Source organism: Rhodococcus aetherivorans (assembly GCF_025722975.1).
Taxonomy (GTDB): Bacteria; Actinomycetota; Actinomycetes; order Mycobacteriales; family Mycobacteriaceae; genus Rhodococcus; species Rhodococcus aetherivorans.
This window is the reverse complement of sequence record NZ_CP106982.1, coordinates 1009447-1025495: the sequence shown is the minus strand read 5'-3', so window position 1 is coordinate 1025495 and position 16049 is coordinate 1009447. Positions and strand designations below refer to the sequence as shown.

Annotated in this window: 10 protein-coding genes and 1 pseudogene; 3 read left to right on the top strand and 8 right to left on the bottom strand. The window is 63.1% G+C overall.

All coding sequences use genetic code 11. The features are described from left to right. Positions 1 to 742: 742 nt before the first annotated feature. Positions 743 to 1456, top strand: coding sequence for a FadR/GntR family transcriptional regulator (locus OCS65_RS04815; protein WP_263509021.1), 714 nt, complete (start codon positions 743 to 745; stop codon positions 1454 to 1456). Positions 1457 to 1672: 216 nt separating this feature from the next. Here the strand turns inward: OCS65_RS04815 and OCS65_RS04810 are convergent, their stop codons facing one another. Continuing rightward, positions 1673 to 3262, bottom strand: a complete 1590-nt coding sequence (locus OCS65_RS04810) for a class I adenylate-forming enzyme family protein (RefSeq protein WP_168580175.1) — start codon at positions 3260 to 3262, stop codon at positions 1673 to 1675. Between the two features lie 405 nt (positions 3263 to 3667). Between OCS65_RS04810 and OCS65_RS04805 the strand changes: the two genes are divergently transcribed. Next, positions 3668 to 5479 (top strand): helix-turn-helix domain-containing protein, encoded by a 1812-nt coding sequence (locus OCS65_RS04805; protein WP_168580176.1) that lies wholly within the window; start codon positions 3668 to 3670, stop codon positions 5477 to 5479. Positions 5480 to 6353: 874 nt separating this feature from the next. On the opposite strand, the gene OCS65_RS04800 is transcribed toward OCS65_RS04805, so the two are convergent. The 7 genes and pseudogenes from OCS65_RS04800 to OCS65_RS04765 form a co-directional block, all read right to left on the bottom strand. After that, positions 6354 to 7250, bottom strand: coding sequence for an HpcH/HpaI aldolase/citrate lyase family protein (locus OCS65_RS04800; RefSeq protein ID WP_168580177.1), 897 nt, complete (start codon positions 7248 to 7250; stop codon positions 6354 to 6356). A 383-nt stretch (positions 7251 to 7633) separates the two neighbouring features. Continuing rightward, positions 7634 to 9079 carry an NAD-dependent succinate-semialdehyde dehydrogenase gene (locus OCS65_RS04795; protein WP_263509017.1) on the bottom strand — a complete coding sequence of 482 codons (1446 nt, stop codon included), beginning with the start codon at positions 9077 to 9079 and terminating at the stop codon, positions 7634 to 7636. Between the two features lie 282 nt (positions 9080 to 9361). Next, the gene (locus OCS65_RS04790; protein ID WP_263509015.1) at positions 9362 to 9949 is read right to left on the bottom strand and encodes a peroxiredoxin; all 588 of its coding nucleotides are present in this window, start codon (positions 9947 to 9949) and stop codon (positions 9362 to 9364) included. 110 nt (positions 9950 to 10059) lie between these two features. Further along, a complete protein-coding gene (locus OCS65_RS04785) occupies positions 10060 to 10551 on the bottom strand; it encodes a DoxX family protein (protein ID WP_168580647.1) in 492 nt (163 codons plus the stop codon). Between the two features lie 503 nt (positions 10552 to 11054). After that, positions 11055 to 11692: pseudogene (gene folE / locus OCS65_RS04775) on the bottom strand (GTP cyclohydrolase I FolE). Next, positions 11689 to 12315, bottom strand: a complete 627-nt coding sequence (locus OCS65_RS04770) for a VOC family protein (protein ID WP_168580182.1) — start codon at positions 12313 to 12315, stop codon at positions 11689 to 11691. The pseudogene folE and the gene OCS65_RS04770 overlap by 4 nt, the downstream one beginning before the upstream one ends. A 132-nt stretch (positions 12316 to 12447) precedes the next feature. Further along, complete coding sequence (locus OCS65_RS04765) at positions 12448 to 13653, bottom strand: amidohydrolase family protein (protein ID WP_168580174.1); 1206 nt, start codon at positions 13651 to 13653, stop codon at positions 12448 to 12450. A gap of 808 nt (positions 13654 to 14461) precedes the next feature. Here OCS65_RS04765 and istA point away from each other — a divergent pair. After that, positions 14462 to 16000, top strand: coding sequence for an IS21 family transposase (istA, locus tag OCS65_RS04760; RefSeq protein WP_006938289.1), 1539 nt, complete (start codon positions 14462 to 14464; stop codon positions 15998 to 16000). Positions 16001 to 16049 lie beyond the last annotated feature (49 nt).

Genomic DNA, 16049 nt, shown 5'->3' with positions numbered 1-16049 from the left:
TCGACCGGGCCGAGAACCGGGCAACGGAGGTACGCGTTGCGAACCGCAACCTCTCGCTTGGGCTGTCCTACCCCATGATGACGAACCCCGGCTCTTCGAGCGCTTCGGGTAGGAGCTGTGCACCGCAGAGGAAACGTGCGTGAATCACCACGGCCCAGCAAGGCGCCGACGTGCGCACCTCGGCGGGCTCGCCAACGAATCCCATCGCCGTGGAGTCGACGATTGCGCGCCGGTCGGAACTGGGCTGTTCGTGATCGGCTGGTGGCGCTCGATACCCCCCGCTGAGGCATCCGCACATGTGAGACGCCACTCGCAAGGGTCAGTCCGTCCTGGTCCGGGGCTCGCAACCGGGCCAGCAAGGCAACGTGCACTCCGCGTCACACTTGCCGGCGGTCCACGCGCACGGCACGGACGTGCAGAACACCTTTGTGCAATCCCTCGACGGTTGCTTCGCCAGTCCCTATTGTCGTCATCGAGAGTTGGGAGGTACTCCACGCTCTGTTTGCCCCAAGCTGGCCAAAGGCGACACCGGCATATCGCTCTTCCGGCCCGCTCTGCTGTGCGAGGCTCTCTGGAGCTGTAGAACTACCTTTGCTCTCGGGTACGCATGCGTTACCATCGTCCGGCCACGTCCGACGGTCATGGACCAGTAGATGCGCTTCGTCGGAGCACATGGACGGTTGGTAAGGAATGTTCCTACGCTGTCGCCCGCATACCTGTCTGGGGCAACCCGCATTCCGGAGTGACCATCATCATGGGGGCTATCATGACTGACATGAAGGTCGTAGGTCGCAAGACTGCACGTCTCGTCGCAGGTCGGATTGTGCAGGACATTGCATCCGAAGGGCTCACTCGGTTGCCACCGGAATCGGAGCTGCTCGAACGGTATGCAGTGAGTCGACCCTCACTTCGTGAAGCGCTGCGCATTCTGGAAATGTACGGTGTCATCTCCATTCGGCCGGGCCCGGGTAGCGGAACAACCGTTAATCCTGTTGCAAGTTATCAGTATGCGAATGCATCGTCACTGTACTTTCACCTGCTCGGCCTAACGCTGCGAGATGTACTGAGAACTCGGCTGCAGGTCGAGCCGCTTATGGCTCGGCTTGCAAGCGAACGCGTCAAGTCAGGCGTTCCGTGGGAAATCGACGACCCAGACTCTGGTGGGGAGGAAGATAACGACAGTGGGAACTTTCACTTTGCAGTAGCGCGTTTCGCCGGCGACCCGATCCTCCTTCTTTTTGCCGACGCGCTCAGGAACATCTACGTCGACGAGTCGAGTAGTGGAAAAATTCCGAACAAGGGACTTGCCGTTACTCATGACCAAATTCTCGACGCGATCCAGTCCGGCGACTCCGAAAAATCGGAACAATTGATGCGCGAGCATATTTCCAGCTACATCAAGATACTCGAGAAGAACTGTCCCGAAGTGCTGGGGCAAGTCGTCGACTGGAGATGACACAAGGAGAGGGATCCGGTGCCGTCTCCTGGCACCCACGTCGACAAGCCCTGATCATCCGAGCTGGCTCACACAGAGTCGACAAGCAGGTACTCCGATCGAACACACCGCCCCAATGCAACTCGCCGCCATGCCGGCCGGAGGGGCCGACATGGCGGCGAACTCAGAGTGAGGGGCATCGCCACGATTCAACGATTTCGGAGTCGGGACAACAACTTATACCCCGGCCTCTTTGATCTGTGAACGCCTGATCTTTCCTACGCTCGTACGCGGCAACTCCTCCACGTAGTGCCAATCTCGCGGACATGCCTGAGGAGTGAGGTTGGCGTACGCCCACACCTTCAACGTCTCGACATCGGGCGGATTCGAGCCGTCCCGGGGCACTACATACGCCACCGGAACACAGTCGCGTACAGGGTCGGGACGAGGCACCACCGCCACCTCCAGAACGCCCGGAGCCTGCGCCAACGCCGCCTCCACCTCGGTCAAACTCACATTCTCACCAGACACCTTGATCACATCGTCGATACGCCCAACAAACTTCAACCGGCCGGAGCGGTCCGCAGTGACAAGGTCTCCGGTGCGCAACCAAATCTGCCCGTCTCGCTCGACGAACGCAGCCGACGTTGCCTGCGCATCCGAGAGGTACTCCTTGAACAAGCTACATCCCGGAGTGCCTGCTACGAGCAGCAGACCAGGCAATCCGTCGTCGACTGGCTCGAGGGACTCCGCATCGACTATCGCCGTCCTGCGTCCGGCTTCAGACGGCCTTCCGATGAAGTCAGGACGGGCATCGTCGATTCCCTCCGCTGTCACCATCGCAATCGTCTCCGTCATGCCATACAACTGACGGGGCGTGCAGCCGACAATCGACGCGAACTCCTCAAAATGGCCCGATGCCAGGCTCTGAGCGAACCACACGTGCTTGAGGTTCAATCGCGGTTCACCCTTGGGGCGTCGCGCGAGGATCATCCGGATCGGGGCCGCAAAAAGACTTGCGTGCGTCGCCTGAAGCCGTGCCGCCTGCCGGCACCAGTTCGATGCAGAGAAGCTACTAGTCAGGGCCACACTCGCACCAACTGCGATAGCTGAAGCAAAGCAATAGTATTGTGCGTTCGCGTGAAAAAGTGGAAGGGTCACCAACCACCGATCCTCGGGGCCCAGTTCCGCCGTTCTTGCCATACCGCTCGCGACGTGCGCATAGTTGCACTGGGTGAGTACCACACCCTTGGGCTCAGAGGTAGTTCCCGATGTGAACATCACCGCAAGCCGATCGTGGGGGCGAGGGCGAGGCGTTCCCTCGGCGGACAGCCAGTCCCCCGACGTGACCAACGCGCCATCCGCACGCACGTCGGTTGCGTCCTCTTCTACAGCGATCAAGGCAATCTCCGCCGCGGCGGAAATCCCGTCGATGATCGCGCGATCGACGCCCTCCAAGTAGACCGCCGCATTCCGCGAACCACACACGGTTACCACCGGACTCGTCCTGCGGATCTGCATCGCAATATCCCTCGACGAAGACGCAGGATCCGCAAACACAACAACTGCCCCGATACGTGCCGCCGCAAGCCAGACGGCAACGAACCCCGGGCAGTTCTTCAGCACCACGTGAATCACAGACCCTCGCCGTGCCCCGGCGCCCTCGAGAGCGGCAGCAGTACGATCAACAATCTGGTCGAACTCTCCGTAGGTCCATTGAGCGACATCAAGTTCAGGGCCTTCGAACACCAGGAACGGTCTCGTCGAGTGAGCCGAAACGGTGTCATCCCAGTACTGAGCGAAGGTCGCACAGGCGATGGTGTCCAAGCGTGCACCTCACAGAGCTATTTGCGGCTGGCATTGTCCTTCTCTGGCCGGTCCGCGGTCAGAGAGTTATGAGTGGCCGGACCCCTATCCCGGCGCAGCCTCGAGCCTACGGTCACGCCGAGTGATCCGACATGTCCTGGACAGACGGCAAATACGTCCACTATGGTCCTCAGAAGACGGCGTGCGGCCGAATCAGGAACCCTGCGCGCGCCATGCGACCAATGCCTTAGCGGCGACGAGGCGATCATGAAAATTCATCCTTCTTCGAGCTCTTCCCCCGTACGGCGGGCCAACGAAAGTGCCCTGGACCTCCTACGAGTGGCAGCCGGCCTCATACGCGCAGTTTCACAGACGAACTACCAGCCCAACGAGGTCGAGCGCGCCGTAGCCCGAACGCTGGCCGCTATGACAGATGCACCGGTGCATCAAGATGATCCGGGCTTCCGGGCCGCGGTTTCAGACCTGGCCCACGCGATCAACGATCGAGACAAGCCGCGAGACGCGCAATATCGCGCCCTGCTGGATACTGTCGCCGATATTACCTCGGAGGAGGACCCCAAAAGGCTCCTCGGAGGTATCGCAGACCGAGCACGTCGGCTGCTCAACGCTGATGTCGTGTACCTTTGGCTGGCCGATAAAGACCAGGGATACGCCTACCTGGGCGCCGCTTCAGGCGGTATGAGTTCCGAACTCGTCGATCTGCGCGTGCCGGCCGCGAAAGCCATGACCGGCCGCATAATCGACACAGGCATGCCACTGATAGTCGCGAACTACGCTACAGACGACACCTTCAGTCACTACCCCCAAATAGATCGCGTAATGGAGAAGGAACGAATTGTCGCCACCGTTGGTGTCCCTTTGGTAAATGGAACGACGACCCTCGGGGCGCTCATAGCGGCGAATCGCGACGAACGCACATACCAACCCTCAGACCTGGAGCTACTGCGGTCTCTCGCTTCGCACGCTGCGATCGCAATAGAACGCACTCGACTCTCCGAGGAGATGAAGCGCGCGGTTCATTCGCTGGAATCTGCAAATCGCGAACTTGCCAAGAAAAGCACCGAATCAGAGCGAGCAACCACAGCGCACATCACCCTTTCCCAAGTGGCACTTGCTGGCGGCAATATCGACAATCTCGTCAACGAGATCGTCACGATTGTCGGCGGTGATTTGGCAGTTTTCGACCCGGACGGACGCCTACTGGCCGAGGCAGGAGATTTTTCCGATTCGAATCAGTTCGCATCATTGATACTGAAGGCAACGACCACACGCACCACCCACACCGAACCTGGACTTGCAGTCGTTCCGGTCCTCGCCGCAGCAAGACTTCTCGGCGTCCTGTGCTTCAAAGTCTCATCCGGACCCGCACAACCGGACATCGAAATTCTCGAACGGGCCGCTGTCGTGGTCGCTCTGCTCCTACTGCTGGCCGAGGCCGAGGCAGGGGCGGCAGGATTCAGACGCGATGACTTCATCGACGACTTGTTGACAGGGGACGAATCCCCAGGTCGTTTGATACACCGCGGCGCCCAGCTGAAAATTGAACTTCGTCGCCCGTATACGGTTCATATTGTACGAGCGAAGGCACAGGAACGACGACTGGCATATGTCGTTAACGAGGCAGCCAGATCGCGCGGCGGACTTGCCGGACAGTGCCGTCTCCTCCCGCGCGGAAAAAACACAGCTGTGGTCGCACTACTACCCGGAGAAGACGCCCACAAGAACTCCCAGGAATTAGCTTCCGGAGTGCAACGAGCCGGAGGAATAATCGCCTCGGTTGCCGGCGCAGGGCCGACAATCGAAGTGACAGAAGTTCGCAGCATCTTCAACGAGGCCGCGACATGCAGTGATGCGATGGAGCGAATTTTCGAATTAGGCGTGTCCGGAACGATGGAGCAGCTCGGCTTCATGGGGCTGGTGATGAGCGGGAAACCCAACATCGATCGGTTCATCACCTTAACTCTGGGGCCAGTGCTCGACTACGATGCGCAGCATCGCACCGAACTCTTGGACACACTCGAGGCTCTGGCATCTACTGACAACGGCCCAACAGCGGCGGCAGAGGCCCTGCACATCCACGTCAGTACGGTCAAACAAAGAATGCAGCGGCTTGGCCATCTACTCGGCGAAAACTGGCGCACCGTGGAAAAAATGAGCGAAATCCGATTCGCCATCAAGCTCTACAAGCTGAAGACGTCCCACAACAGCGAGAATTAGTAGAGGATGTCCCATTTGGACAGCTTTTTCCAGCACGTCAGCACGGCGGCGAGTTGGAGGAAGCTGGCCAAACAGGATGATGTCCTGCAAGAGGGCGGAAAGCCCTGCTTCGATGATCCCTTGATCATCGAAGCAGGGTTCAGGCAGCCCGAATGCAGGGGTGTCGGAATCTGCCCGTGCCCGCACATGGAGGGCACGCCGCCTCGCCCATGCTGCACGCACGCCACTGGTCCGACATGTTGCCAGCGGTGGATGCTTGTGGGACGAGCCGTCAACAGGTATGGCCGTCCTCCCCGGCGACCACATGCACTATCGACATCGCTACAGTACTCAATTCTGCTCTATAACACCAGCATTCAGTTCAATCGGTTGTCTTGCTGCATCACCTACACGGCGGTGACCCGATCGCTGGGCATCAATGTGAGCAAACGCCAGCAGTGACTGTTGCACCCAGGGATGGGAGTGTCCATAAGAGGGTGTTTCATGCGAAGAGCCCCGTGAAGCAGGTGATGGTGGAGCGGCACGAACGTTCTCGCCGTGAACACTGCGCGATCGTCGACCAAGAGATAGATCATGCAGCGCAGCGCACACCGTCCATGTGAGACACGTTCTTAGGAGCTGCCCAGCCCGCGAGTTGTCGCCGCGCGGCACGCACTATGTGGGACCATCGGACGTCGGACGCGCATCGGTCGCGCAGCTTACGCGCCGTTGAGCCGCGCGCCAATCGCCCCGGCTCGCTCGTACCGAGGCGGACCGGCCTTGAGGCGGGCACGCCGGACGATGAGGGACGGTCGATCCGACAAGTTCCTCCGCGTACTCGCCGACGCACCACGCCCACCCCCTGCCATCCCGAAGCGCACAGTCAATCAGCCGATCATCTGGCGCCCCAGGGTCCAAAGAACTCAGCACGGGCTTTGATCTTCAAAGCTCGGTCCAGCTGCGGCCGCTCGCTGCCGCTCCGGATCCTGGCACCGTCCTCTCCAAGTCGGTCAATCAGCGTGCGAGCCCACGCCATATCGTCGGTGCTCGGTGACAGCGCGGTATTGATCGGTTCGGCGTGCGCTGCAGTCAAACACAGCTTTCCGGCCATGCCGGCCGACGTCCCCACCTTGATGTCAGCGCGCAGTTCTTCCAGGTCATCGGTGAGAGAGGGACCGTCGATCGGGGCAGAAATCCGTTCGGCCCTGCTGGCGACGACCAGTCGCGAGCGGGCATACGCAAGGGCAACTGGATCAGCTCCCGCTCCAGTATCGCGACGGAAGTCACCGGACCCAAATGCGAGACGCACCAACGAAGCAGCAGCAATGGCACGTACGTTCTCGAGGCCGACAGCGGATTCGATCAGCGGGACGATCGGAACCTGGTTGCCGAGGCGCGCAGCCGTCGCCTCGACTTGCTCCGCGCTCTCAGCCTTCGCCAGCATAACTCCTGCAGGCGTTGGAGTGTCCGCGAGCAAGTCCAAGTCGATGCTCCAATGCCTGGTGGTGGCGTCGTTGATCCGCAACCACGTCGGACATCCGGTGTGCAGGCGGCGATGAACCTGCTGCCGGGCGAAGTCCTTGTCGACGTCGGCGACCCCATCTTCGAGGTCGACAACGACCACGTCTGCGTCGCTGGCGTCGGCGCGACGGAGCGCCTCTGGGTCGGCGGCGCACACCAGCAACCACGAACGCGCCACTGCACTGGGAATCGACTGGGGTCGGGCGGCAGATGAGTATGTCAAATCGGCTACTTTCTCAGTCTCTTGCTCGGAACCTCTGATCAAGACCATGGAGGTCGGACGGTTGACCAAGGTGGTGCCCTGCTACTGAAACGCAGGATGTCCTGGGCGGCGGCGGATGAGTGACGATGTCCGGCCCCTCACGCGGGGTTCCCGGACCTTTCCGAGGTGCTGGCGTCTCGGCCCACAGCGAATCCGCCTTTGTCCGTTGGAACGACGTCACTTCTGGCCCACAGCCCAGGCCACCGGTCTCGTTCGACTGCGGACAGTTTTCGCAAACTGTGCGGCAGGTGCACCAGCGCCCGACCTCAGGCCTGCCCAAGGTGAGCGGGGCGCAGCATGCCTGTACGCAGAGCAGAGAGGCATACACGCCAAGAGGCCACCGTCGTCGACTTCTCCTACGGGCCGCCTTCCTCTTTCATGGGTGCAGGTCATCAGACCGCGATGTACTTGGTGTCGAGGTATTCCTCGATGCCCTCGGCCGCGCCTTCGCGGCCGAATCCGGACTCCTTGACGCCACCGAACGGGGCGGCGACGTCGGAGATGATGCCGCGGTTGACACCGACCATGCCGGTCTTCAGCGCGGACGCCACGCGCATCGCGCGGTCGAGGTCGCGGGTGTAGAAGTACGCGGCCAGGCCGTATTCGGTGGCGTTGGCGGCGGCGATCGCCTCGTCCTCGGTGTCGAAGACGGTGATCGCCGCGACCGGACCGAAGATCTCCTCCCGCAGCAGTCGCGCGTCGGCCGGGACCTCGTCGAGCACGGTCGGCGGGTAGAACGTGCCGGGTCCGTCGGGGATCTGCCCGCCGGTGCGGACCCGGGCACCGCGCTCGACGGCGTCGCGCACCAGTGCCTCGACCGTGGCGCGCTGCCGGGCGGTGATCAGCGGGCCGAGGTCGGTGCCGTCGTCGAGGCCGTGGCCGGTGCGCAGCGCCGCGATGCGGGCGGTGAGCTTGTCGGTGAACTCGCCGGCGACGCTGCGGGCGACGTGGAAGCGGTTGGCGGCGGTGCAGGCCTCGCCGCCGTTGCGCATCTTCGCGGCCATCGCGCCGTCCACGGCGGCGTCGACGTCGGCGTCGTCGAACACCAGGAACGGGGCGTTGCCGCCGAGTTCCATCGAGGTGCGCAGCAGCCGGTCGGCGGACTGGCGGACCAGCAGCTTGCCGACGCCGGTGGAGCCGGTGAAGGTGATCTTGCGCAGCCGCGCGTCGGTGAGCAGCGGCCCGGTCAGCGCCGCGGCGTCGGTGGCGGGCAGGATCGACAGCACCCCGGCCGGCAGGCCGGCGTCGGCGAAGACCTGCCCGAGCAGCAGCATCGTCAGCGGGGTCTCGGCGGCCGGCTTGACCAGGATCGGGCAGCCCGCGGCCAGGGCCGGGCCGATCTTGCGGGTGGCCATCGCCAGCGGGAAGTTCCACGGGGTGATCGCCAGGACCGGCCCGACCGGTTCCTTGGTGACGAGGATGCGCCCGCTGCCGGCGGGGGCGGTGGCGGTGCGGCCGCCGATGCGCACGGCCTCCTCGGCGAACCAGCGCAGGAACTCGGCGCCGTAGTTCACCTCGCCGCGCGCCTCGGCGACGGTCTTGCCCATCTCGAGGGTGATGACGCGGGCGAAGTCGTCGGCGCGGGCGTGGACGAGGTCGAAGGCGGTGCGCAGGATCTCGCCGCGCACCCGGGGCGCGGTCGCGGCCCACTCGGCCTGCGCGGCGACGGCGAGGTCGAGGGCGCGCAGCCCGTCGTCGGCGGAGGCGTCGGCGACGTCGGCGAGCACCGCGCCGGTGGCGGGGTCCTCGACGGGGAACGTCGCGCCGGTGGACGAGTCGGTGAGCTTGCCGCCCAGCCAGAGCCGGGTCGGGACGCCCGCGGGGAGGGTGTGGGTCATCGGGTGGCTCCTGCCAGGGTCGGGCGCACGCCCGCGACATCGCGGACGGCGGCAGCGAGGACGTCGAGGCCGTCGGTGAGCAGCTCGTCGGAGTCGGGATAGGTACAGGAAGGCGTATCAGCAATCAGGAGAGAGACTGCACAAGTCCGTCGTGCACAAGGACGAGTCCCACGTCGAGGAGGAAACTCATCCGCTCGGAATGCTGGTTCGCAGCCGGTATGGTGCCGCAGCGTGAAGTGTTGACGCTGAAGCGAGAAGGGCATTTCAATGGGATCGGCCGACTCAGAGGGCTTCCTTGAGATGTTCACCAGCATCGATCGTGGGATCGCCCTTCCTCCAGTTGCAGGCGCACAGCTCGGTGGACTGTAGGGCATCGAGCACGCGTACCACCTCGTCGACGTTCCGTCCTACGGACCCAGCGGTGACGGAAACAAACTGAATCTCGTTGTTCGGGTCCACGATGAAGGTTGCCCGGTCGGCGATGCCGTCAGAATTGAGAACACCGGTGGCCGAGGTCAGCTCACGCTTGAGGTCCGACAGCATGGGGAAGGGAAGCGACTTCAGGTCCTCGTGTTGGACCCGCCACTGGAAGTGGACGAACTCGTTGTCGACGGATACACCGAGCACTTGCGCCCCGCGGTCGGCGAACTCGTCGTTCAGTCTGCCGAAGGCTGCGATTTCGGTAGGGCAGATGAAGGTGAAGTCCTTCGGCCAGAAGAACACGATGCGCCATTTGCCGGCGTGGTCGTCGCTGGTGACTTGAGTGAAGTAGTCATCTGACTCGTGAGCGTCGACCTGGGACAGGTCGCCACCGACGACGGACTTGAGGTTGTAGGCAGGGAATTGGTCACCGATAGTCAGCAAAGCCATAAGAAGTCCTTGTTCTTGTTGTCGTGCTGTCGATACGTAGGCGTTCTCGGAGAATACGTTCCTACAGAAGCAATAATGGGGTGACTTGAGCCGCCGACCACAATGAACGCTCAGCTAGCGGCCTGCGCAGGAACAGAAGCCCCGATGCTGCCGGACTGAGAATCGTTGGTCGCGCCTGGCCGGTTCCAGAACAGAGCAGTGTGGAGCAAGGCAGATGTGGCCCCTACGGCCACTGTCGCCAGCGCATAGCGAGATCCGCGGCGACGTCGAAAGAACGTGTACCGGTCTACGCTCCGATGCCCGGGTTCGAGAGCAACTATCGCGACACTGCCCAGGGCGAGCGTCATCGCATACTCGAACCCTTCAGCAGTGATGAAGAATCCGTTAGGGGCGTGCACGGCTCGCGTTGCCACACCCATTGTGGCGACCACAGCAGCTGCACTTGCAGGGGTACCGAGCCCGGAAATGAGTCCGAGTCCGGAGAGGATTTCTACCCCGGCACTTGCACGTGCTTGCCGTTTGGGATGCCGGAAACCGATCGATTCGAACCATCGAGATGTACCTTCGATCGTGCGGCCATGCTTGATCCCGTGAGCAAGCATTGTGCCGCCGATTGTCACCCGCAGCAAGAGCTCGGCGAATCCCGATCCATCAGTACTACGCACAGTTTCCTTTCCGCCTGCCAAGATTCGTCTTGTCCAGGTTCTTGCGAATCGAACGTTCCGTCCCGTGGGGGGCTCTTCGAGCTCGGGGCCCGATCTCGCCTCCCTGCACCAATCGTTTCAGCGACGTTGACGAACTTTGCGCAGAGCTTTTTCCAGTTCCCGATCGCCGACATCGGACGCAACCAACTTCTGCATCTGTGCCACCACGACGGGACAGCGAAGACACCGCGGTCTGCTGCGGCAGCAGCCGGGCTTCGGGCTGAGTTGGGCGACGTCCGCCGCCCTCAGCTGCCTACCGGCGAATCGACTCAAGAACATGTCGTACTCTCCTCGAGAGGACTCGAAGTGAACCGTCCGGCTCGCCGCACACTGGGGCAAGTGCAGCTGTGAGTCCCTATCCCCCACTCGTATGCAGGTGACTGCGGCTGAGCGGCACGTGATCAGATTCCGGTGAGAGCAAAGAACTCTTGCCTCGAACGGGGGTCATCGCGAAAGAGCCCAGCAGAGTTGACGTGACCGTGGTAGCGCCGATTGCACGTACGCCTCGCATCGACATGCAACTGTGTTCAGCTTCGATCACCACTCCCACGCCTTTCGGTCCGAGCCTGTCGACCAAACAGTCCGCGATCTGCTTTGTGAGGCGTTCCTGCACTTGAGGTCTGCGGGCGAAGAACTCGACGATTCTGGCCAGTTTGGAAAGGCCCACGACTCTGGACCCGGGGAGATAACCGACATGTGCGACCCCACTGAAGGGCAACAGGTGATGTTCGCACACGGAACGCATGGGTATCGACTTGGCGACTACGAGTTCGTCGTACCCTTCGTCATTGGGAAAAGTGGTCAATTCGAACGATTGCGGCGTGAACAAGTCCGAATACGCACGAGTCATGCGTTTCGGTGTATCCCTCACGCCGCCCGAGTCGACATCGATGCCGAGAGCGCGAAGGAATGCTTCGGCCGCCGCCTCCGCAGCGCACAAATCCGCAGGCTGTACCTCGCCGATGACACGAGCATCTGCGTGTGTCGGGGACGGCGCTTCCTGTGGCCGGTAGGCGAGGTTACCGTTCGGCGAGGTCATGGTTGGTCTACTCGCAGAGCCGGCACCGGGTCAGGATCACGGAACCAATCTGTCGGGCGATGCTCGTCCCACTTCGGATGGCTTCTGTCGAAAGTGGCAATTTCCACCGGAATTCCGTCCGGGTCATAGAAGTAGAGGGATTCCACCCATGCCTCGTAGTCTCGGGCGATGATCTTGCTCGTCTTCACCCCATGGCTCTCGAGGTGCTCCTTGAACCAGACGACATCCTCGTGAGTGTCGACGTTGAACGCGAGGTGGTCGAACTTGCGGGGCGTCCACTGCTGTTCGGGAACGCCTGGCCACAGCCATTCGGCGCTCACAGAGGGCTCCGCATGCTTCGGTGCACCGGAAATTCCGGGACCTCCGATGACGATCAGTGACAGGAGGTTTCCGTTGCCCATGTCGAGAAAAGTGTTTTTCAGGATCTGGTACCCGCGTCCCGGGGCGGGGTAGTCCGCGGTTGTGCGGATGACAGTCATACCGAGGATGTCGCGATAGAACCGGACACTCTGGTCCATATCCGACACAATCAGCTGAATATGGTTCACTCCCGCCAGCCGGCCTGTCGCAGGACCCGCTTGGGTGAGAATTTCGGGTTTGCTGTCCGTAGCATCCGTTGTCATTTCAATTCTCCTGTTACCGAAATTGTCATACAGGCGCAGCCTCATGCGTAAGGCCGGGGGCCGAGCGGCGCTCTGGGGTGTGGGGTGGGGCCCCAGAGCGCCGCGGGGGTGTGTTGCCGCAGTGGCGTGGTGTCAGACGGTGACGGCCTGGTGGGGGTTGACGCCCTGCTTTTCCAGGGCCTTGGCGTAGAGCCGGGCCGCGTTGTCCCACAGCACGGCGCGGCGGACCTCTTCCGGTTGCCGACCGAGGACGAGTTCGATGTTCTCCTCGAGGGTCGGCCGGTGGTAGCCGGTCGGATGCGGGAAGTCCGTCTCGAACAGGATCGGGCGCAGCGAGAGCGTCTCGAGGTGGTAGTCGTCGAGCTCTTCGAACCAGAAGTTCAACGACACCTGCCGCTTGAAGAAGTCGCTGGGCAGCATGTCCCCGAACTCCGGATGGGACCGGAAGACCCCGTTCTTCTGGAAACGCTTGTCGAGCGCTTCGAGCACGAACGGTGCCCAGCCGATCCCGCTCTCCACCGAGACGAACTGCAGCGTGGGGAACCGCGCGAGGATGCCGGACATCAGCAGGTCACCGACGATGACCGCGTTGGCGAGGTACATGTGCGGCCCGTCCCGGGCGATCAGCGCACCGCCGGTGACCTCGTCCTCTTCGTTGCGCTTGAGCAGCTCCCGGAAGTCGCCACTGGCGGTGTGGAAACTGACCGACAGCCCGGCCTCCTCGCAGGCCTTCCACAGCGGATCCCATTTGCGGCTGCCCAGCGGCGGCTGCCCGTGCTCGTGCGGGGCGCCGGTGGTGACGATGCCACCGAAACCCGCGTCCGCCAGGCGTTCGATCTCGGCGAGGGTGGCCTCGAGATCCCAGTACGGGATCACCATCATGGGAATGAACCGGCCCGGGTACTTCTGCACCCATTCGAGCTGGAAATCGTTGTACGCGGCCAGGTGCGCCATCGCCAGCTGCGGGTTGGGATGCTGCACGAACGGCTTCCAGTCGAACCCGGCGAGGTTGGGGTAGAGCACCTGCATCTCGAAGCCCTGCGCGTCCATGAACGCCACCCGGGCGTCGACGTCGTACGCCGCCGGGTTCGCCTCCTCGAGCCGCGCCGGCCCGGTGCCGTCGTGGACGTCGGAGTTGTAGTGCTTCCACCCCCAGTTCGCCCAGGTCCATGCGCCCTTGAGCGGCTCGTCGCCGAAGAACCACAGATCCGACTGGGTCTTGTCGTCCCACTTGACGTGCAGAACGTCCGAACCCCACGCCTTGGGCAGGCGATCGGTCCACAGATTCGCCGGCTCGATGAGATGAGTATCGGTGTCGATAACCCTGTACTTGCTCACGGCACCACAATCCTTCCTGACTCGGTACGTGATGAGACCCTCTAAATCATCTATAGGAACTCGGTCTGTGTCAACCATCACCCGCATCTGCTGTCGTCGCGTCACCGCCGTACCGCCGAGACGCCGACCTCCCACCCCTCCCCCTCGGAACGCCCGGCCGACGAGCCCTGGGGTCTCAGTAGAGCTTCCCGTCTTCCCCTCGACCCGGCACGAATGGGCAGGAAGATAGGTAGGTCGGCCATTACGTGCCTGACCCTCCATTGCGGATCCTTGGTTCGCCGCCGAAGACCTGATCCGCAGGAAAGCACATGACGCAGTTCGGTCCGAACCGTTCACTCGATTCACTCTCAGCTCCGGCAACTCGTACTGAAACAAGCACTCTCGGCGATCCGGGCACCACCGGGCGCTCCCCGGATTCGCACCCTGAATGCCGAGCACTTCTTCTCAGACGATGCCAGACCTGTAGGGAGTTCCTGCCACCCATGGCGGCCCGATGCCCTTGCGGCAGCGACAAGCTGCGCCCCTGCGCCTCAGCCGGCCGAGGGATCGTCATATCATCTCGGATTGTCTACTGCACGCAACGTGAACACGGACCGAGAACGTATCCCCGAGTCCTTGCCTGTCAGCGGTCATGTAATTCCCCAGGTTGAGGGGTTCGTCCGTCACGTAATTCCCCACCCGGCCGTCACGTAATTCCCCACCCTGGGGCGTGTCGGCCGGGGTTCCGGCGCTGCTGCAGGTTCGCTCCTGACTGGGCCACCGACAAGGCCCGGGAAGGGGCCTGACGGTGGCAAGGAGAACGTGGACGATGATCGATCTGATGGAGTTGTTCCGGCATTGGCATGCCGGCCGGTCTCAGGTGCAGATCTCGACGGCCCTGGGGATCGACCGCAAGACGATCCGGAAATACCTGGCACCCGCGTTGGCGGCCGGGTTGGCGCCCGGCGAGGGCGGCAAGTTCGACGACGCGCTCTGGCGGGAGCTGATCTCGGGATGGTTTCCCGAGGTCGGCGACCCGGCAGCGCGGGCGGTGACGTGGCCGGCGATCGCCGCGCACCACGACTGGATCGACGCACAGTTGAAGGCGTCGGTGACGGTCGCGACGATCGCGCAACGCCTGCGGGACGACCACGGTACCGCGGTGTCCGAGTCGACGGTACGTCGTTATGTGGCAGCGCAATTCGCCGACCAGATCGCGGAGACGAAGGTGACGGTGCCTCGTGGCCCGGTCCCGCCGGGCGACGAGGCCCAGGTCGACTACGGCAAGCTCGGCATGTGGCGCGATCCCGCCACCGACCGGCGGGTGGCGGTGTGGGCGTTCGCGATGATCCTGACCTGCTCGCGGATGCTGTTCGTCCAGCCGGTGCTGCGGATGGACCAGTCCTCGTGGTGCGCCTCGCACGTCGCGGCGTTCGAGTTCTTCGGCGGTGTCCCGGCCCGGATGGTGTGCGACAACCTCAAAACCGGGGTGGACCGGCCGGACCTGTACGACCCGAAGATCAACCGCGCCTATGCCGAGCTCGCCCTGTTCTACGGGCTGTTGATCGATCCGGCCCGCGCCGGCAAGCCGAAGGACAAACCGCGGATCGAGCGTCCGATGCCCTATATCCGCGACTCGTTCTTCAAGGGCCGCGAGTTCACCGGCCTGGCGCAGATGCAGGACGCCGCCCTGACCTGGTGCACCGACGTCTACGGCCGGCACCAGCACCGCGGTCTCGACGGAGCACAACCGACAGCGGTGTTCGAAGCCGCCGAAAAGCACCGTCTCACAAAGCTGCCACCGCGACCATTCGAACCGGGTCTCTACCAGGTCGGGAAGGTCGCCCCGGACTGCCATGTCAAGGCCGGTAAGGCCCTGTATTCGGTGCCCTGGCGGCTGATCGGCCAGCAGGTGCTGGTCCGCACCAGCGGCGACGTGGTGCAGATCTTCCACGCCGAGCAGGTGGTCGCCACCCACGTGCTGCACCTGTCGGGGCGGTCGACGAACCCTGAGCACTATCCGCCGCACAAGATCGCCTACACGCTGCAGACCGTGTCCTGGTGCCGGGCGCAGGCCGAGCAGATCGGCCCGGCGGCGGTCGCAGTGGTCGCCGAGTTGTCGCAGGTCAACGCGTTGCACCGGCTACGGGCGATCCAGGGCATTGTCCGGCTGCGGGATCGCTACGAGGATCGGCGCCTGGATGCGGCGTGCGCCCGCGCCCTCGAGGTCGGTGACCCCAGCTACCGCACCGTCAAGGGCATCCTCGCCGCCGGCACCGAGCACGACGGACAGCCTGCCCCGGCCGCCGCGCCGACGTCGGCGTTCCTGCGCGGACCCGACGCCTTCGACGCCGAACGCACCGCCTGACCGTGACCCCGCCCCAAACTGTTCCTGCAATCACGTTGAACCAGTGAGG

Bases quoted from the DNA above. Each gene is read 5' to 3' on its own strand.
- OCS65_RS04805 (WP_168580176.1), top strand. From the start codon at position 3,668: ATGACAGATGCACCGGTGCATCAAGATGATCCGGGCTTCCGGGCCGCG.
- OCS65_RS04800 (WP_168580177.1), bottom strand. From the start codon at position 7,250: ATGGTCTTGATCAGAGGTTCCGAGCAAGAGACTGAGAAAGTAGCCGAT.
- OCS65_RS04795 (WP_263509017.1), bottom strand. From the start codon at position 9,079: ATGACCCACACCCTCCCCGCGGGCGTCCCGACCCGGCTCTGGCTGGGC.
- OCS65_RS04790 (WP_263509015.1), bottom strand. From the start codon at position 9,949: ATGGCTTTGCTGACTATCGGTGACCAATTCCCTGCCTACAACCTCAAG.
- OCS65_RS04785 (WP_168580647.1), bottom strand. From the start codon at position 10,551: ATGCTTGCTCACGGGATCAAGCATGGCCGCACGATCGAAGGTACATCT.
- OCS65_RS04770 (WP_168580182.1), bottom strand. From the start codon at position 12,315: ATGACAACGGATGCTACGGACAGCAAACCCGAAATTCTCACCCAAGCG.
- istA (WP_006938289.1), top strand. From the start codon at position 14,462: ATGATCGATCTGATGGAGTTGTTCCGGCATTGGCATGCCGGCCGGTCT.